This is a genomic window from Streptomyces sp. NBC_00887 (assembly GCF_045207585.1).
This window is the reverse complement of the sequence record NZ_CP108788.1, coordinates 2,340,765-2,359,442: the sequence shown is the minus strand read 5'-3', so window position 1 is coordinate 2,359,442 and position 18,678 is coordinate 2,340,765. Positions and strand designations below refer to the sequence as shown.

11 protein-coding genes and 4 pseudogenes are annotated in these 18,678 nt (G+C 67.7%); 6 read left to right on the top strand and 9 right to left on the bottom strand.

Features of this window, described 5'->3' with window-relative positions; all coding sequences use genetic code 11:
- Nucleotides 1-296: 296 nt before the first annotated feature.
- The gene (locus OG844_RS10725) at nt 297-1,388 is read left to right on the top strand and encodes an endonuclease/exonuclease/phosphatase family protein (RefSeq protein ID WP_406389658.1); all 1,092 of its coding nucleotides are present in this window, start codon (nt 297-299) and stop codon (nt 1,386-1,388) included.
- A gap of 641 nt (nt 1,389-2,029) precedes the next feature.
- Here the strand turns inward: OG844_RS10725 and OG844_RS10720 are convergent.
- Together OG844_RS10720 and OG844_RS10715 are read right to left on the bottom strand one after the other, a co-directional pair.
- On the bottom strand, nt 2,030-3,706 hold the full coding sequence (locus OG844_RS10720) for a hypothetical protein (protein WP_406389657.1): 1,677 nt from the start codon (nt 3,704-3,706) through the stop codon (nt 2,030-2,032).
- Nucleotides 3,707-4,019: 313 nt separating this feature from the next.
- Nucleotides 4,020-4,259, bottom strand: a pseudogene (locus tag OG844_RS10715) (aminoglycoside phosphotransferase family protein); the annotation flags it as partial.
- 245 nt (nt 4,260-4,504) lie between these two features.
- Between OG844_RS10715 and OG844_RS10710 the strand changes: the two are divergent.
- On the top strand, nt 4,505-4,624 hold the full coding sequence (locus OG844_RS10710; protein WP_406389656.1) for a pentapeptide repeat-containing protein: 120 nt from the start codon (nt 4,505-4,507) through the stop codon (nt 4,622-4,624).
- Between the two features lie 221 nt (nt 4,625-4,845).
- Here the strand turns inward: OG844_RS10710 and OG844_RS10705 are convergent, their stop codons facing one another.
- From OG844_RS10705 to OG844_RS10695, 3 genes and pseudogenes are all read right to left on the bottom strand, one after another.
- Complete coding sequence (locus OG844_RS10705; RefSeq protein WP_406389655.1) at nt 4,846-5,934, bottom strand: hypothetical protein; 1,089 nt, start codon at nt 5,932-5,934, stop codon at nt 4,846-4,848.
- A gap of 536 nt (nt 5,935-6,470) precedes the next feature.
- A pseudogene (locus OG844_RS10700) lies at nt 6,471-6,638 on the bottom strand (IS5/IS1182 family transposase); the annotation flags it as partial.
- 123 nt (nt 6,639-6,761) lie between these two features.
- Entirely contained in the window at nt 6,762-8,192 is a 1,431-nt protein-coding gene (locus tag OG844_RS10695; RefSeq protein WP_406389654.1) for a hypothetical protein, read from the bottom strand.
- 129 nt (nt 8,193-8,321) lie between these two features.
- Between OG844_RS10695 and OG844_RS10690 the strand changes: the two are divergent.
- Nucleotides 8,322-8,815 (top strand): annotated as a pseudogene (locus tag OG844_RS10690) (transposase); the annotation flags it as partial.
- A gap of 21 nt (nt 8,816-8,836) precedes the next feature.
- Here the strand turns inward: OG844_RS10690 and OG844_RS10685 are convergent.
- Both OG844_RS10685 and OG844_RS10680 read right to left on the bottom strand, forming a co-directional pair.
- On the bottom strand, nt 8,837-9,133 hold the full coding sequence (locus OG844_RS10685) for a barstar family protein (protein WP_406389653.1): 297 nt from the start codon (nt 9,131-9,133) through the stop codon (nt 8,837-8,839).
- A 136-nt stretch (nt 9,134-9,269) separates the two neighbouring features.
- A complete protein-coding gene (locus OG844_RS10680; protein WP_406389652.1) occupies nt 9,270-10,415 on the bottom strand; it encodes an alpha/beta hydrolase in 1,146 nt (381 codons plus the stop codon).
- A gap of 809 nt (nt 10,416-11,224) precedes the next feature.
- Here OG844_RS10680 and OG844_RS10675 point away from each other — a divergent pair.
- Both OG844_RS10675 and OG844_RS10670 read left to right on the top strand, forming a co-directional pair.
- Nucleotides 11,225-11,965, top strand: a complete 741-nt coding sequence (locus OG844_RS10675) for an alpha/beta hydrolase (protein ID WP_406389651.1) — start codon at nt 11,225-11,227, stop codon at nt 11,963-11,965.
- A gap of 309 nt (nt 11,966-12,274) precedes the next feature.
- Nucleotides 12,275-12,484 (top strand): annotated as a pseudogene (locus tag OG844_RS10670) (SMI1/KNR4 family protein); the annotation flags it as partial.
- Between the two features lie 150 nt (nt 12,485-12,634).
- On the opposite strand, the gene OG844_RS10665 reads toward OG844_RS10670, so the two are convergent.
- Complete coding sequence (locus tag OG844_RS10665) at nt 12,635-14,401, bottom strand: ABC transporter ATP-binding protein (RefSeq protein ID WP_406396077.1); 1,767 nt, start codon at nt 14,399-14,401, stop codon at nt 12,635-12,637.
- A gap of 182 nt (nt 14,402-14,583) precedes the next feature.
- Nucleotides 14,584-15,465 (bottom strand): phosphotransferase enzyme family protein, encoded by an 882-nt coding sequence (locus OG844_RS10660; protein ID WP_406389650.1) that lies wholly within the window; start codon nt 15,463-15,465, stop codon nt 14,584-14,586.
- A gap of 903 nt (nt 15,466-16,368) precedes the next feature.
- Here OG844_RS10660 and OG844_RS10655 point away from each other — a divergent pair.
- Nucleotides 16,369-18,558: a discoidin domain-containing protein gene (locus OG844_RS10655; protein WP_406389649.1), complete on the top strand. Its 2,190-nt coding sequence runs from the start codon at nt 16,369-16,371 to the stop codon at nt 18,556-18,558.
- Nucleotides 18,559-18,678: the final 120 nt, after the last annotated feature.

The window sequence follows — 18,678 nt, the reverse complement described above, 5'->3', positions numbered from 1 at the left end:
TGCTCAGCCAGTGGCAGTCGGCTGCAGAGCCAGTGGCAGCGGCCGGTGTGCACGAGCCGAGCAGCGGCGGAGAACAGCCGCAGGTGAAGGCGCTTGGGTTCCCAGCGGCGGGTCTCGCCGATCAGGGCAAGCAACATGTCGCCTTCGGAGATCATCGCCTGTCGGGTCGGCGGACCAGCGTTGTGAGGGCCCGCTCTGCGGCTGACGCCCTTGAGAACTGCTCCCCGGGAGCGGCCCTGCTCCGTTCGACAGCCACGGCACGCCGCCGGAGAATCGGATGTGTGTAAGGAGGGGCCATGAGCATCCGCATAGCCACTTTCAACTGCGAAAACCTCTTCCGGAGGCCCGTCGTCTTCGGTAGCGGGAACGACCCCATACGCGACGCCGTGCTCGAGGACTTCAGGAAACTTGTCGAAATCCTCGATCACGAAACGTATACGGCCAACGACAAGACAAGAATCATCGAGCTTCTCAAGAAGCACAGCGTCGATGTCTCCCAGGAAATCTCCACCCAGACGATCCTGGTGAACGAGCCCCGCGGACGGGCCCGGCTACTCAAGGGCGAGGGCAGGAACATCGAGGTCAGGGCCGAGGCCACGGGACGGTCCGCCTGGGTCGGCTGGGCCGAACTGGTCAAGGACGACCTCGGCTGGGAGGCCGTCAAGAACACCGCCAGGGTGATCGCCGAGGTGAACGCCGACATACTGCTGACGGTCGAAGTCGAGGATCGGCTCACCCTGCACCGCTTCAACAAACAGGTGCTGGCGGGCCAGTTCGAAGCGGAAGCGTATCCGTTCAACATGCTGATCGACGGCAACGACATTCGCGGCATCGACGTGGGGCTGTTCAGCCGGCACCCGATCACCTCCGTACGCTCGCACATCTTCGACAAGAAGGATTCCCGGGACATCTTCAGCCGGGACTGCCCGGAATACGAGATCGACATCGATGGCGAACCGCTCTGGCTCCTCGGGAACCACTTCAAGAGCAAGCGCGGCGGCGGAGGCGGCGACAAGCGCAAGCTCCAGGGCGAGCGCGTCGCCCAGCTCTACCAGGCCGCGCTCGAGCGCTCGGCCCATGTCGTAGTCGCCGGGGACCTCAACGACACCCCGGGCAGCCCGCCGCTCGCGTTCCTCGAGGCCACCAGCCTGAAGGACGCGATGACCCATGGCAGTTACGAGGGACCGCCCGGCACCCATGGGAAGTGCACGAGCCCCAACGACAAGATCGACTACCTGATGTTCTCGCCGGAGCTGTTCGCCAAGGTGGACACGGTCGAGGTGGAGCGGCGTGGGATCTTCGAGTCCGGCACCCCGTTCGACACCGTGACCGGGCCCGACGACCAGGCTTCCGACCACGCTGCCATCGTCGCCGAACTCGACCTGTAAAGGCAGTCCGGCCTCATGGGCGGGGCCGCCCGGGCGAGTTCGGTCATCGCGTCATTCCCAGCGCATGCGGAGACACCTGAAGCCGTGGAACCAGGCGTTCGTGCGCTCGACTCCCCAGCGGTGAACACCGAGGCCGGAGCCGTGCGGGACGCCGCGGCGGGCAAAATACCGGTTTGATGCCCTGAGCTCAGACCGCACGGTGGTACCTGTCGTGGTCGTAGCCGCGGTCGCTGAGCAGGTCATCAGGCCGTCGACGCGGTCGTCCCACGAGTCCGGGACCGAGGGGGTCTTCGCGCGCAGGGCAGCAGGGTGACGTCGTTGCGGTTTGCGCCGGTCGGAGACCGCGATCGGAACGCCCTGTCCGTCGACGTGGATGTGGTGCTTGCTGCCCGGCCGTGCGCCACCAACCGGGCTGGGGCCGCATTCGGGCCCCGCCGAGCAGCCCGGACATGGGAGGAGTCGCTCACCGCCCGCGACCGGTCGAGCTGCTTCGCCGTGCTGAGCCTGGCCAGCAGCAACACGAGATCAGTCACCGTGTAACTGTCCTGGGTGAAAAGGAAGTTCGCCTCCAGGGGGTACACGGTGGCCTTCTCCCAGCGCCGGGGCGGTGGCCCTCGCGCGGGCCACCGCCCCGGCGCCGGTCAGTCGGAGCAGCAGCCGCCGTCTTTCCCGCCCATGTTGTCGAGGCGGCAGAAACACGACGCATGGACGGGTACGTCCGCGAGTGCGGTGGCCACGGTGAGCTGCTGCGCCACGATGCGAGCTTCGCCCGTCTTGCCGAGCTTCACGAGGCACTCGTGGAAGCCGTGCAGAGCCCAGACGTTCCCCGGATGCTGCAAGGGCCTGGGCAGGGTGTCGTCGAGCCCGAGGTCGGCCCGGTAGACGGCCTCGGCCTCCTCGACACGGCCCTGCTCCAGCAGGAGGGCCCCATACGCGTGGCGGGTCGGCTGCATCCAGCCCCACGGTTCGTCGTAGGGGAGGCCGTCGTCCAGGTCGATGGAACGCTCCATGGAGGCGAACGCCAGGTCGTACTCGCCCCTGCGGTACTCAAGTTCTCCGTCGAGCATGGCGGATGCGATCGCCAGGATGTCCTGGCAGGTGTTGTTGAACAGCATGCGCGTCTCGGGGACACGGTCGACCGCGCGGCGGAACAGGTCTTGTTCAGCCTCGGCCTCGGCGATCGCCCCGGTGGCCGAGTACGCCACTGCGCGCGCGTAGTGCCGCATCGCCGTGGAGACGCAGTACAGCTTCTGGTCGGACGGCGTCGGCAGCGCGAGGATGTCCTGCCACCGGCCGAACCGGATCAGCACATGGACCCGCATGGCGAGGAACCCCTCCAGCCAGTCGGCCATGGGCGGGCTCTCGACCCGCAGCAGGTCCTCCGGGATGGATGCCTCGAGCTGCACGGCCGTCTCCAAGGCCGTCCGGGACTGGCCGAGGAACATCGCGCCGTAGATCTTGAAGTGATAGTTGTGCGAGCGGTACAGCGTGTAGAAGTTCATCGCCCCGGCCCGGCGCAGATACTTCTCGTCGGCCTTGATCGCATCGCTGTTGCCCGACACGACTCGTCGGTAGTCGCCACACAGCACGTCGAGGTGTGAGGGCATGTGGCGCAGGTGCCCTGCGTCCGGTACCAGTCCCGGCAGCCGGTCGGCGACCGCAAGGGCCTGCTCCGGCGCCGGGGACATCTCCAGTAGGTGGATGTACAGGTGCAGGATGCCCGGGTGGTCGGCGCCGGCATCGCTCAGCAGCGCGCGGTCGAGGACGGCCTTCGCCTCCAGCGTGCGCGCACCGGCGGCGGGTTCGCCCGTGCGTAGATCCCACAGCTCCCAGGGGGTGAGGTTCATCAGCGCGTCCGCGTAGAGCGTGGCGACGTCCGGGTCGTCGGGCGCAAGTTCGTACGCGGCACGCATGGCGTCGGCATAGGGCTCGTTCCAGATCGAGCAGTCCTTCGCGGCGCGCGCGGAGGGATAGCGTGCGCGCAGCGCGTCGATGAGGGCCCGCTCGGTCGGCGTGGCCCCGTCGCACAGCGCATGGGCTCGTTCGACGGCGGCGTGGGTGCGTTCCACCGTGCGCCGCAGGTCGGCTTCGTCGAAGAACTCCCAGGGCTTGTTGTAGTTGGGGCCCAGGGCGTACGCGATGCCCCAGTGCGCCATGGCGCACTGGGGATCCGCGGTCGCCGCCGATTCGAAGCAGGTGACCGCCTCCTCGTGGTGAAACGCGTAGCTCCAGACCAGACCGCGGTCGAACCAGCGCTGTGCATCGGGCGAACGGGTCGATACGGGCCGGGTCAGGGTTCCGAGGTCGTAGTAGTCCATAAGGATCTCCTGCGGAGGGATGCCGCTCGACTGCGGTCCCTTCCAGCGTAGAGCCCGGCAACAGGCCCGTCCGTGTGCACGGACATGGCCTGCTCGGCCAGGTCCGGCTGCGCCGTCATCTGCTGGCGACGACTCCGCACCGCGCTTTGTCGGGAGTAGGGGCAAGCGATGCACCCCGGCGATACACCCCGGGAGATGGTCTGTTCGATGTGTCAGAAGGCACTCACAGCAGCGGGCCCGCGCAGCCTCACATCCGGGATCTCAGCACGTCGACTCACAGCCCACCGTGAACGGTCGAAGCTGTGTTCGGCCAGCCAGCGAACCACCAGCAGGCTTCGTAACGCTCGCCGAGGCGGCCGAGTGCCGTCCCCGGGACCGCGGCGATCGCGAGTACGGGCGGCTTGCGCCACAGGACCTCCGGGGTCGGGACCGGCGCCAGGGCCATCGCCTCGACGTCGATGCGCGCCTGGTCGGCGTCCACCTTCAGGAACACATCGCCGACGCGCAGGGTCGCGCGCTCGGAATGGGCGACGACAATTTTGACCTCATCCACGGGCAGCCAGTATCCCGGGGATGACCGTCTGCGTCGCCGGGTTTATCGCGTGCGACTGCGCGGCTGACCGCGTCCTGCTACCCGGCGGCCTCGTGCACGATACCGACCGCTGACCAGGTCAATCCCACCACTTTTGTTTAGAGTCCTAAACGCCCGCTCGGTGTCGGCGAGGTAGGTGGGCTCGATGTGAGTTGTACCGATCTGTGGGGCTGAGGTCCGGGCAAGGCGGCAGTAAATTCGCTGCGATGGATTTTCAAGAGGCTGACCTGACCGGTGCGCACCTGACTGGCGCGGACACGACCGACGCGAGCTGCACGGGCGCGAATCTGAAGGGAGTCCGCGGGCTGCCGTCATCGCAGCGCTGAGTCCACGGTCGTCCGCATCGGGACTCCCTGGGAGAGGGGTGGAAGCGGTCCGACGGCGCACAGGCTCAGGCTCCTGGAGCCCGAACCGGTTGCGAGGCAGAGCCGCGAGGCAGAGCCATGCGCGTCCGCGAGCGTCGGAGTCTGCCTGCGGCCAAGGCCCGCCGAAGACCGCCTCCCCCCTGAGGCCGGGTCAGGGACAGTCGGCCTCAGGCTTTGCCTTGTCAACCCTCCGGTACGTAGTCCACACACGAAGAGAACGGCTTTCGTTGCACGCACACGAACAGGGCGTGCCACTCTGTGCTTTCCTGACTGGTACCCGCAGCCACCGTCGCAGCGCACGACGAACCAGACAGACCCCAGAGAGATCCGTCTGACCAACCGACCTGACGCGTTCGGTTCTCGATCGTCTCGACACATGCCGCCGACGGCTTGTATCGCTTGATCTCTTTCATCAATTTCAGGTACTGGGGACTCTTGAGCGCTTCGAGCTGCTGCCTCACCGTCTCTTGTGCCCCCTTCCGCTCTTTCGGTGATGCCTTCGGATCTTGAACCGTCGACACTGACTTAAAGCCTGTCGCGATGGTCTTCTGGATCATCTTTCGCTCCTTCGGATTCGCCGGCGCCGACTGCGAGTCAAGGAGTTCTTTCAACCCCGCGCTGTTCTCACTCAGGGCCCTCATGGCCCATTTGGGCCCCTGCGGTGCATTCGACTGTGGCGACGGTCCCAGGGTTGCTATCACCGCTGCGGTCATCGCCTTCACGATCCCTATGTACGCGGCCCGATCCTCCGGCATAACATCCGGATCCTGGATAGCTTTCAGCGTTGCGGTCAGCCCTCCCGCGATGTTCATGTACGTGGCCTGATCCTCCGGCGTCGCATTCGGGTCATCGATGAGGTCCAGCATTTTGGTCAGCACCTCCTTGACCTCCTCCTTCACCTCTGCCGGCGCTTGGGCTATCCGATTCTCCACCTCCGCCTCAAGCTCCCCGGGCTCTTCCGGATGCGGCGACGCATCCGGGGGTGGCGAGTCCGGCGGCGCCGACGTGTCGGCAGACGGTGGGGTGTCGGCAGAGGGTGGGGTGTCGGCAGATGGTGGCGTAGCCGACGGCGTACCATCCACAGGTGGGGGCATCTCCGGCTTCGACGGGTTCGGCGTTGGGGGTGTGGGTTGGGTCGGCGCTGGGGTCGTGGCACGAGCGACGGCATCAGGCGCGGCAGCAGCACTGCTGACACCCGGCAGGGCAAATGTGGCAGCCAAGCAGGACGCGCCAATGATGCGGGAGATTTGTCGCCGGGAGGTTTTGGCCATGATGGCTCCAGATGCTCTCGGGACGTGCTCTTCTACCCCGGATGTGCTTGTGTCGGCCCGAGGCACTGGTGATCCAAAGCTCAACGGGCGCAGGGAGGTCATATCCACTTTTGGCTCCCGCACCGCATCCCGCAACTCGGGCGCACACACTCCGAAAGGAGCCGGGCGACCAGAAATTGTTCAATCTGAACCCTTCTGAGTTGACCAGAGTGATTCAGACTGTGGTCGTGCGGTGCGTTGCGTATCCGGCGGACGAGATGCGCCGCATTTCGTCCGTGAAGGTCCCTCGCGGCCTCGTGCATGGCGGGAGGGACCAGGCGCATTCCCGGTATGGCGCCCCTCGGCTGGATGGCATTGGCTCCAGGGACGGTTGGGGGCGCTCCGGCGGGCGGGGCTGTTCAGGGCTGGCGGTCCGTCCGGGTTCCTCCGGGTGCTGTGGTGTGGACTGGGGGGCGAGCCCGTCCGGCCTGTTCCGTGGGCTGCTCAGCAACTGCTCGGTGATCTCGTGATCACGGGTAGGTACCGGGTGCCGTCCGGGCGAGCTGTCGCAGTGTCAAGTTGGCGCGCCAGTACGCCGTGATCAGCCGCACGCGATCATCCAGCGGCAGGCGCCAGGGGCGGCCCGGCCTGACATCATCGGCGCCTTCGCGGCGTGGGGCGGTCCCCTGCTTCCGGAACTGGCGCGGGCTCAGTCCGGTCGCAATCTCCGTCCTCCGCGAGACTGGCGGCCCAGGACGCCCCGACTGTCATCCGCGGCTGGGGCCGGACACTCGCCGTACCGAGCTGACTGCGGGACACCACGCGCCTGAACGATTGCAGGAGAAGCATTAGGCGGCGGTTTTCAGGACAGTGGCATAGGGGATGACGACGGTTCCGGTAGGGACGGTTGCCATCCCATATGTCTCTTCGGATTCGTATTTGTAGGACACCCTCCCCTGGGCATTGAGCGGGGCAATGAACGTATACACGAACGACTCGTCGCCAAGCTGTCGCCGCGCGAAGACGTAGCGCTGTCTGCGCGTCACGTTGATGATGTTGTTGTTGTGGGTCAGTTTGCCCACGTACAGCACGTAGTCACCGCACTTCTTCGGCGGACACTCGAAGATGTCAGTCTTCCCCTTCTTCCAGGACCACCTCGGATACTGGAAGGAGTCGTCGACCCTTCCCCGGTCTCTTCTGAGCACGGTGACGCCTCCGTGGACCTCCAGACTCTCGTAAGGGGCTTCCTTCGGTACTTGTACCGTTACCTCTTTGACGTGCCCCGTCCCCGGGTCGAACCAGTCTCCGGGACCGATGATCAGCCCAGTCATGATCAGACTCCGCTTCTGCAAGCCGGCATAAAGCTCACTGTCCGTGCCCGACACCGCATCCTCTCGGACCCCATCCAGCCCCATTTCGCCGGTCTCAGGGGCCGAAAACCGGCCGAGCACCTGGAACTCGCTGCCGAGGATCATGGTCGACACTTTTCCAGTGTTCTGCAGGGAGAACCTCACCGGAATATGGATTACGGACTCCCTGGGGTCCAGCTGCGGCGTACCAAACTTGGCGCTGAGCGTGACTTGGGGGTGCGTGGCGTACGGCTGATACGCGGCCGAGTACGCGAAGTTCGCCCCGGCGATGAGGGCAGTCACCAGCACTCCCGCAGTGACCTGTCTGGGGTGCGGGGTGCCACGCCAGACCTTCTCCCGAACGACGAGCCAGCTTGCCCACAGGGACCACACCAACAGCGGCACATAGCTGAAGACCCAGGGCGTGAACTCCATCTCCTTGAACCAGATGGCCACAAGCATGGAATGGACCAGCAGCGCAATGAAGACGCTGACCAGGATCAGCATCCCCGAGTACCGCACCGTCCGCTTGCCCCAGTAGTCCTGCACAGCACAGGCAGCCAGGAACTGGGTGACGCCCGCGAGGAAGAGGAGGAAGCCGCTTGCCTGCGACGCGAAGGTCAGCGCGCCGAAGGCATCCTCGCTGCCGATGACGATGAGGAAGACCGCCGACCCGATCAAGCCCGCAGTCATGGCTACGGCGGTCGCGCGTCTCGTGCGCGTGCGGTCGGGCCAGCTGTCGCTGCCCGCCTCGCGCCAGGAGATGAGCACCCGATCCTCAAGGCTCATGTCCGGTGGGAAGCCATTGCGGACGAGGATCTTCCGAAGATCGCGCAGCGACCAGGCCGCACCCACGACTTCACCCCCCACACGGACCTTCCGCAGGCCACGACTGTCCGGTGGTTCCACGACAACCCTGGGCCTGTGCATGACTCCAGACTCGGGCCCACCCCGCCGGTACGCCTGCCCGGATACGCCAGCCGGGGGGAGCCGCCCGTCAAGGGCCTTCATTCCAGCGGTTGGATCAGACGTCTCCGCACTTCCAGCCGCCACGACCGCAAAATTCACCTGGCCTGCGAACAAGGGCAGAACCGTTATCGCTGCTGGTCACAGCTGGGCAGCGGGGAGACAGCCCGCAGTTCACAGCCACGCTGGAAGGCATCCGGGTTCGTCGCCTCGGGCTGGGCCGGCCCCGCATCCGCGGAATCCGGGTCCCGCGAAGAGGACTCGTCAGGCCAAGGACCCGCCCTGCGATCGTCCTTGCGGATCGCGCCCACTCTTCCCGCGCGATCCGTGGACACCTCCGTCGGCGTGGCATCCGTGCGGTCATCCCCCAGCCCGCCGATCAGATCGGTCACCGTTTGCGGCGAGGTCGCGCCGGAGGCCGCCCGCCCGGCTTCGACGCCGAGACATACAAGGAGCGCAACGCCGTCGAGCGGTGCATCGCCCGACTCAAGCAGTGGCGCGGCCTCGCAATGCGGACGGATAAGCTCGCCATCGCCTACCAGGCCGCACTCCACCTTGCTGCCATCCTCATCTTTACCCGTCACTGAGCAAGGCGTTCGAAGGCTTCGTCAGACCAGCCCATGGACGACGAGGCGATTCTGTTCCCCGTCAAAGATGCCGGCCAGGACGTTGGCCTCCCGCCGGTCCCCACCGAAGAGACCCCGCTGGTCGACGTGCACGATCGGAATGTCGTGGCTGTCGATCACCTCGGAGATGCCCCGGGTCTCGATCGTGTCCGACCACGCGTCCAGGTTCCGACCAGACCACTCCGGTAGCCCGCACGGCTCGGCGACAGCATCCCAGAAGTCGTCGAGTGTCTCGATCGGCCGACCGCGCAGGTCGACGATCAGCTCACTATTCGTCATCGCAGCAGACCAACCAGCCCCCACCACGAGGCACTCACCGGTCAAAGAGACGGGCTCCAGCCGGTCTGTGTACGCCTGCTCGCCACTCCGATGCTCAGTCCGGTGCGCGGGAGAACCAGTCCGCAACTCTTCCCTCTCAGGACGGCACGACCGGGCACCTGGTGCCGCGCGGCGGAACTGCCAGGTCGGTCAGGTAGCTGTCGACGGCGTACTCCATGCAGGGGCCGCGGGTGACGCTGCCGTGGCCATGGCCCTCGTACGTGAGGAGCACGCCGCTGCGGCCGAGCTGCCGGGCCACCGCGACTGCCCAGGGGTAGCCGGTTGCGGGGTCGTGGAGGGCGTTGGACACCAGAATCGGGGGGACGCCGCGGGCTGCCAGAGGATGCTGCGGGTTGGTGGTCGGCGCGCCCAGGCACGCAGCTGTCATCTGGATCGGGAGCAGGGAGGGAAGGTCGGGTGCGGTCCTTCTCATCATGCCGATGAGCGAGGCGTACTCCCGGTGGTCGCGCACCGGAAGATGCCATTCCGTGCAGAAGACGGGGGTCGCCGGCGGCAGCGGCGACACCGAGGTGTGCGAGGCGGGCAGCGGGCTGCTCGACACCATTTCGGCGACGGCCTTCGCCAGGCCCGCGTAGTCGGCGGTGTAGTACTTCCGGAAGGCGATCCTGTTGACCAGATCCGCTGACAAGAGGGGAGTTCCCGGCTTGGCGGGGTCCTCCAACTCGCCTCCTTCGGCCCGGATCAGCAGCCCGCGCCAGACGGTGCGGATGTCGCGGCCGTGCAGGAAGCAGGTCGAGTCACCGGCGCACCATCTCGCGAACTCGTCGAAGGAGTCCTGCGCGGAGATCGCCTCCGACCGCAAGAATTCGCGAGTGGTGGAAACGCTGTGGTCCATCACGCTCTCCAGCACCATCGCCCGAACGCGGTGCGGATAGGTCTCTGCGTACTCCGCCCCGAGCAACGTGCCGTACGAGCTGCCGTGGAAGGTCAGTTCGGCCTCGCCGGGGGCGGTCCGCAGGGTGTCCAGGCCCTGGACCGTCTGGAGGGTGTCGAGGTGGTCGAACACCGGGCCGGTGCGTGCCCGGCAGTCCGCCCGGAGCCGCTTGTTGTACGCCAAGGTGGAGTCGAAGTCCGCTTGGCCGGCCAGTTGCGGTGACGGTCGCCGGGCGAGCAATTCGCCTGAGCAGGTCACCGGGTTGCTCCGGCCCGCGCCACGCGGGTCGAAGCTGACGATGTCGAACCTGCGGCGGACCTCGGGACTGAACCGGCTGACTCCGGTCACCACCCGCTCCACGCCGGAGTCGCCCGGACCCCCCTGGGCCGAACACCATAGAGCCGAGGCGTGTACCGGGGCCGGTGGCCTGGCGGCGGGCCACTGCCAGGCCGAGTATCGGCCCGTCCGGATGGGCCCAGCCGACCGGCACCGTGAGGGTGGCACACTCGGCGCCAGGGTTGTCCGGAGCGTCGCACGGAGCCCAGTGCAGAGTTCGGGCGGTCACGGGCGCCGCGGACACGACAGGTGCGGCGGCCGTGAAACCGGTGCCGACGGCAAAAGCGGCGCCCGCGATCACGGCCGTGCTTCGTAAGGCGACGCGCCGTAGCGCGGACCTGCTTCTGAACAGCATGAATCGTTCTCCTGACGAGACCGGGAGTGGGAGACGCGCTCATGAATGGGCGAGTCCGGCCGGGACTGCCCCAGCAGGCTCGGTGCACCGACGGCCGCCCAGTGCCGTTGTCAGGGGCCGTTCCGGGGCGGGCCAGGGTCGAATCAGGGGCGAACCGTTCTTGGTGACCCCGTCGCGGTGGCTCTGATCGGTCTCGCGATTCCTGAGCTGCCGGCGCGGCATGGCCGAAGTTCATGAGGAACACGACAGCGCCCCCAGCACGCCCCGCCGCGGTGAAGCCGCGATGAGGCCAGAATCCGTTTGGCGGAACACGGCGACCATTGCTACGTTTCCGGAGGCCGTGCGAGAGAACGAGGAGGTGGTACCCGTGAACGCAGTATCGACATGGGTGCTCCCCTCCGGGGTCACGGTCGGGCGATAGGTCGTCCGGGAGCGCCGTTCCAGAGCACTCCCGAAAGGCACGACCATGCATTTCACTTCAGAAAAGCGCCTCGACGACGGCGTCCTCGAACGCGAATTCACCCTCGGCGAGATTCCCGGCGTCCTGTGGACGCCCGCATCCGCAACCGCATCGGCACCGGCGCCGCTCATCCTCCTCGGCCATCCCCCACTCGGCCTGCACAGGATGTACCCCCGGCTGGCGGGGCGAGCCCGGCACGCTGCGGCGGATGGCTTCGCCGCGGCCACCATCGAGCTCCCCGGGAGCGGTGACCGGCCCCGTTGGGCCGCCGCCGAACAGGCCCGCGTCGACCTGCGCCGGGCGTTGGAGGCGGGTGAGCCGGTCACCGACGAGATCATCGACGCCCTCATCCTCCCGCTCGTCGAAAAGTCGGTCCCGGAATGGCAGGCCGCCCTGGACGCCCTCCTGGCGCTGCCCGAGATCGGCGGGCCGGTCGGGTACTCGGGAGGAGTGATCTCCATCGGCATCCGGCTTGCGGTGGTCGAGCCGCGTATCGTGGCCGCCGGCTTCTTCGCCGGGAGCTTCGTGCCTCGCGCCATGTTCGAGGAGGCCCGCCGGGTCACCGTTCCGCTGCACGTCCTGCTGCAGTGGGACGACGAAGGGAACGACCGGCAGGCGGCCCTGGACCTGTTCGACGCCTTCGGCTCCAAGGAGAAGACGCTGCACGCCAACATGGGCGGGCACACCGGCGTCCCGCAGTTCGCGGGGGACGACGCGGCCCGGTTCTTCGTGCGGCACCTGAAGTGAGGCCGGGCCGTCGGGCCACCGGCCGACGGTAGGCCGTGTCGGCAAGGATGTTGCTCGTCGACGACAGGTCCCGGCGGTCCTCCGCTGCTCATGCCGCGGGTCCCCAGCCATCTCGGCAGGGGCCTGCGGCATCCCGAGCCATGAAACCTCCTCGACCGCCGGACCGGCCGCGACAAGTGCCGACGGCCTGCCCACACCAGGATTGCAGAGCAGTGTCAGCGCCGGATGGCAGCATCGGGCGCATGACGAATACACCAGCGTTCGACTGGCGGCCGTTCCTGCTCAGATGGAGCGGGGAGTGGTCGGACTCCCTGCCGGTTCTTCGGTTCCCGGGAGGTGGACATCGAGGTGGAACGGTCGCTGCTGGAGGCCGTGACCGGGGAGTTCGGTGTCCACCTGCCGCGCCACGCGATCACGCGGGGACGGCCGCACACGTTCACCACCCGCTCATGGACGCGACCACCGGAAGACGGGGAGACGTACGCCGTGATCAGCGTGAACTGGGGTGACCCACACTGACGGGCAACGCAGCCGTACCGACGCAGCCGTACCTCTCGCCGGAACTGACAACGGTCCGGCTTGGTGCCGGTCATGATGCTCCTGAGGTCCTCGGGAACGCGGGGGCGGGCCTGCGCCGGGACGCGGCCCGCCGTCGATGCGTGAGGAGGGTCAGCGGTCCTGGGAGAGTGCGTACAGCTCGCCCAGCAGACTCCCCTCGGTCGTGACGAGGGCGTCGAAGGTGCCCTCCTCGCGGATGCGTCCGTGATCGAGGACGATGATGCGGTCCGCCATCCGCACGTTGTCCAGACGGTGCGTGACGACCACTGTGATCCTGTCCGGGGCCATTTCGCGAAGCTTTCGGAAGATCAGGTGCTCGCCGCGGGCGTCCATCTCACTGGTCGGCTCATCCAGGACGAGTACGGCAGGCGCACGGTACATCGCCCGCGCGCAGGCCAGGCGCTGCCACTGCCCGCCGGACAATTCGTGTCCGCCCCACACCGAGCGGGCAAGCAGGGTGTCGAGCCGGTCCGGGAGCCCTTGGAGTGCCTCCGTCATGCCGACCTGGTCCGCGGCGTCCCAGATCCTGTCGTCGGTGTGCTCGCGGGGCTGGCCGAGGGTGATGTTCTCCCTGGCGCGGAGCGGCCAGTGTCCGCTCTTCTGGGGGACGAGGCCGACGTGCCGCCAGACCGATTCCGCGTCGGCGCCGGACAGATCGGTGTCGTCCCATCGCACAGTTCCGTCGGTCGGCACGGTCAGCCCGGTGACAATGCGGATCAGGGTCGACTTGCCGGCGCCGTTCTCGCCGACCAGGGCGACGACCTCCCCGCGGTTGATGGTGAGGGTGATCGGGTGCAGGGCCGGGGTGTCCTTGCCGGGGTACGTGAAACCGGCTTCGCACAGGCGGATCTGCTGCGGCGCCTCGGCCCGGGCTGTGCCGCGTGCAGTGGTCATGGATCGGACCTCGTCCATGAAGGTGTAATAGTCGCTGAGGTAGAGGCCGTGGTGGAACATCACCGCGCCGTACCGCACGATCGAGTTGAGGGCGCGCCCGGCTGTCTGCGAGGCGACGATGGCCGTACCGGCGACCGCCGTGGACATGGCTCCCGAGAGGGCGAGCGCGGCCAGGGACGCCCACATTCCCAGGGTGAACAAGCCCGCGAGGGATGCTGCGAGGAGCGTCACGAGCAGGTACGGGCGTGCTCCCTCGAGTTCGCGTCCTTCGACCCGGTCACACATGGCCCGGTACCAGGAGTGCAGGTAGGGGCGCATGGTGTTGGCGCGCAGTTCGTCGGCGAGCTCGGAGGTGGTGAGCCACCAGCGCATCATGCCGCGCACATTGCGGGCGGAGATGGTGCGGTCATGGACGCGGTAGTCGATGCGCGCGGCGATCACTCCGCCCACCCCTCGAGGGATGACCGACAGCAGCAGCACGCCCAGGAGCAGCGGGTGGAGCGAGGTGAGCACGGTCGCGGCGGACACCAGCTGGACAAACCCGTTGGTGAGCGTCTTGGCGTCGTCCGCGAGGTCGACCGCGCGCAGGGCGCCGATCTCCGCGGCCTGGCTCCTGTCCGTGAATCCTTCCGTGTCGTACGCGGAGAGTTCGGCCTTCATATGGAGGTCTACCAGCGTGAGATCGGCAGAGGAGGCGATCTTCGGGTTCAGGCGCCGTGTGGCCCAGTCCGCGAGGATCCACATTCCTGCGCCCGTCGCCATCGCGACGACCGCGACGGTCAGTGCCGGCCAGGCCTCCCGTAGCCCTGTTCGGGCGTCGGAGGTTGTGAGTTCGGGCAGCGCCTCGGACACCGCGATGAGCATGACGGCGGTGCCGAGACCGGACAGCAACTGACACACGAGGATCGTGACGGTCATGCGCCGGTCGACGGACCAGGCCAACCGGGCCGCCTGGGCGAGGGCCGTCGGGATCCGGCGCGCCATGTCCCACAACGTGGCATCGTCCATAGCGCGGCGGTGCTTGCGCCCGTTGTAGTCGAGTTCGGGTGGAGCCGAGGGCTGCGGCTCCGCCGTGCGTGCGGCGGGAACGGCGGCTGGTTCCGACGGTGCGGTCGGCGAGTCCGGCACGGCGGGCGCCGGCTGACGGGTGCCGATGTATGGCAGCTTCACACGAACACCCCCGTGAACAGCCGGTCCAAGGTGCGCCGCCCACGCGCAGTGACACGCGGATCGCCGTGGGCCTCGCCCCAACTGACGGCACTCACCGAGTCCAGCGCGGCCAGGCACGTCAACACATGACGCTCCTCCGGCGTCAGCTCGCGCCCGTACCCGCTCATGCAGGCGGTGCGCAGCCGCGGTCTGTCGGGCCACACCCCGCAGGCCAGAGGGACGAACTCCTGGACGAGGGGCGCGAATCGGGACCGGTCGAAGTCGACCCACGCGGCGTGCCCCGACCAGAGCAGGTTCCCCGGCCAGGCGTCACCGTGGATGAACCCGAGCGGGAGCGGCCCGACCATGCGCAGCTGGGCCGCCAGATCACGCACGAGCTCGCGTTCCGCCGGTGCCAGCCGGTCGCCGGCCTCGTCCAGGTGCTTGTCAGCGCCCTCGGCCACGGCGAGCAGCGCCCCCTCGGCTTCTGCGCGCCAGTGGCCGGTCACGTCGCCGGCCGCATGAAGCCGGGCCAGGAGGAATCCGCCCTGCCGGTGCGCCTCGTACTCCTCTTCCGCCGTGAGTGGAAGGTCCTCCACCGCCCTGCCGGGCAGGGCGGTCGTCAGGAGCGCCAGGTGATCCGCGCTCGACGAACGCAGTTGAGGGGCTCGGCCGGCACCCAGTGCGGGCGTTGCGTGCCGCAGGGCGAACGTCTCCCGCTCGTACATCCGAGCCTCCGCGGAGACCTTCAGGGAGAACCGGCAGCCATCGGCACGCACGAGCTCCCAGACCTGCGAGTTCGCCCGCGCGTGAGAGGCGTCCCGGACGCTTTCGACATCCCCGATCTCACGCTCGGCCCAGCCGCGCAGAGCCGAGGGAAGAGACTTCGCGTCGCTCATGCACCCCACCTCGGTGACGGTCGTGAGGTGGAGGCGAACGGAGCGCGGCGTGCGTCCGTCGGACGTCGGAGCAGCACGGGCTTGACGGGCTGAGCGGGAGGAATTTCGAACGCTGGGTGGGCGGCGGGAAGAAGACGGACGGGATTCACGGATCTCTCCTCGGTCGTGCGGTTGGGTAGGGCACCCGGACAACGTCGCTGATCACGGGGTCGATACGGGATGGACCGGGCGACTGTGCGGTCGCATGTTCGATACAAGGGGCAACGGTCAAGTGCGGTCGGCCTGAGGGTCTGACCCCTGCCCGTTCGATTCACTCGTCAAGGGGACGGTGGCGTATCCGCAACCCGGGCGGGGGATTGCGTGAGGGAGTCAAGGGTGCGGTCTCCTCGGTGAGGCGTGGATGGGTTCTGTGGACGAAACCCTCGGGTACGCCACTGACAACCGGGCGGGTCCGGTGCCGGGATCCGGTCAATCTGGGCGACCGGTCCGGCCGTGACCGAAGGCCTCCGATCCGGCCGCGTGGCCTGGGGCGGAGTCAGGAGAAAGGATTCTTGAACCGCTCGACGCGTTCCCGTGGTTGAGCGGCCGACGAGATGGCTTGATCTGCCCGCGCCGTCGTGCCGACGGGTTGCGGTGCGGGATGCCGACCCTCGTGACGGGGATCGTTGTCATCTCTGACGCGGATGCCCCGAAGGTCCCGGCGGCCGCCCGACGTGACAGCGGAGCCCCGGACTCGTGGCGTGGCCGGAGGCCGCGGTCCGCAGCGCGCGGGTGAGGTAAGTAGCCCGTCTTAATAAAAGGTAAAAGAAAAGTCGCGTCAGGGTTCTTGACCTCGCAGGTGGGTCGCGGGAAGGTTCCGGAGAGCGCTCTCCCGCCGGTTCGTTTTCTTCAAGGAGCACCCTGATGCCCGCAGTTGGCATACACCCCATAGCGGCGCCGCCGCCCAGAACTGTCCGTAAAGGGCTCGTCGGTGCAGTGGTCACTGCGCTGGCCGCGGCTCTGCTTGCTCTGACACCCGCCACGGAGGCCGACGCGGCGCCCGTGCTGTTGTCCCAGGGCAGGCAGACGACAGCATCCAGCCAGGAGCACTACGGCACGCCGGCCGGCAGCGCCGTCGACGGTGATCCCGGCACCCGCTGGTCGAGCGCCGCTTCCGACCCCCAGTGGCTGAGCGTCGACCTCGGCACCCCCGCCGCCCTCGACCGGGTCGAGCTGAGCTGGGAGGCTGCCTACGCGAAGACGTACCGCATCGAGCTGTCCTCCAACGGCACCGACTGGTCGACCGCCTACTCCACCACCACCGGAGCCGGCGGCACCGAGACGGTCGACGTCTCGGGGACCGCGCGCTTCGTCCGCATGCTCGGAACCGCACGCGCCACCGGATACGGCTACTCCCTCTGGGAGTTCAAGGTCTTCGGCAGCACCGACGGCGGTACGGGACCGGTCATTCCCGGCGGGGGAGACCTCGGCCCGAACGTACACGTCTTCGACCCGTCCACGCCCGGCATCCAGGCCAAGCTGGACCAGGTCTTCAGCGAGCAGGAGTCGGCGCAGTTCGGCAGTGGTCGGCATGCCTTCTTCTTCAAGCCGGGCACGTACGACAACATCAACGCCCAGATCGGCTTCTACACCCAGATCGCGGGTCTCGGCCTGAAGCCGGACGACACCACCTTCAACGGTGATGTCACCGTGGACGCCGGCTGGTTCAACGGCAACGCCACCCAGAACTTCTGGCGTTCGGCCGAGAACCTCGCCCTCAACCCGGTCAGCGGCACCAACCGCTGGGCCGTCTCCCAGGCGGCCTCGTTCCGCCGGATGCACGTGAAGGGCGACCTGAACCTCGCCCCGAACGGATACGGCTGGGCCAGCGGCGGCTACATCGCCGACAGCAAGATCGACGGCCAGGTCGGCCCGTACTCCCAGCAGCAGTGGTACACCCGCGACAGCAGCATCGGCGGCTGGACCAACGGCGTCTGGAACATGACCTTCTCGGGCGTCGAGGGCGCTCCCGCCAACAGCTTCCCCGAGCCCCGGTACACCACGCTGGAGACGACCCCGAGTTCGCGTGAGAAGCCCTTCCTCTACATGGACGGCAACGAGTTCAAGGTCTTCGCCCCGGCCAAGCGGACCAACGCGCGCGGCACCACCTGGGCCAACGGCACCCCGCAGGGGACGTCCATCCCGCTCAGCAAGTTCTACGTCGTCAAGCCCGGCGCGACCGCCGCGACGATCAACGCCGCTCTGGAGCAGGGACTCAACCTGCTCTTCACCCCCGGCATCTACCACGTCGACCGGACCATCAACGTGAACCGGGCCGACACCGTCGTCCTGGGTCTCGGGCTCGCCACGATCATCCCCGACAACGGTGTGACCGCCATGAAGGTCGCCGACGTCGACGGGGTGAAGCTCGCCGGCTTCCTCATCGACGCCGGACCGGTCAACTCGTCGACCCTGCTGGAGATCGGCGGACAGGGCGCCTCTGCCGACCACGCCGCCAACCCCACCACCGTCCAGGACGTCTACGTCCGCGTCGGTGGCGCAGGCCCCGGCAAGGCGACGACCAGCATCCTCGTCAACAGCGACGACGTGATCATCGACCACACCTGGGTCTGGCGTGCCGACCACGGTGAGGGCGTGGGCTGGGAGACCAACCGCGCCGACTACGGCGTACGGGTCAACGGCGACGACGTGCTGGCGACCGGCCTGTTCGTCGAGCACTTCAACAAGTACGACGTCGAGTGGTACGGGGAGAGGGGCAAGACGATCTTCTACCAGAACGAGAAGGCGTACGACGCCCCCAACCAGGCCGCCATCCAGAACGGCGACACCAAGGGCTACGCCGCCTACCGGGTCGACGACTCCGTGAACACCCACGAGGGCTGGGGCATGGGGAGCTACTCCAACTACAACGTCGACCCGACGATCCGCCAGGACCACGGCTTCAAGGCCCCGGTGAAGCCCGGTGTCAGGTTCCACAGCCTGCTGGTGGTGTCCCTGGGCGGCAACGGCCACTACAACCACGTCATCAACGACACCGGATCGCCCACCTCGGGCACATCGACGGTCCCGTCGACGGTGGTGTCCTACCCCTGATGACCCCTTGGTCCGCCCCGGTCCATCGGAGCGGACCGGACACAACGCCCTCCGGGCCGGGGTCCGTCCCCGCGACCCGGCCCGGAGGGGCGCACGGACGCGCGCCAGCAACCAGCTGTC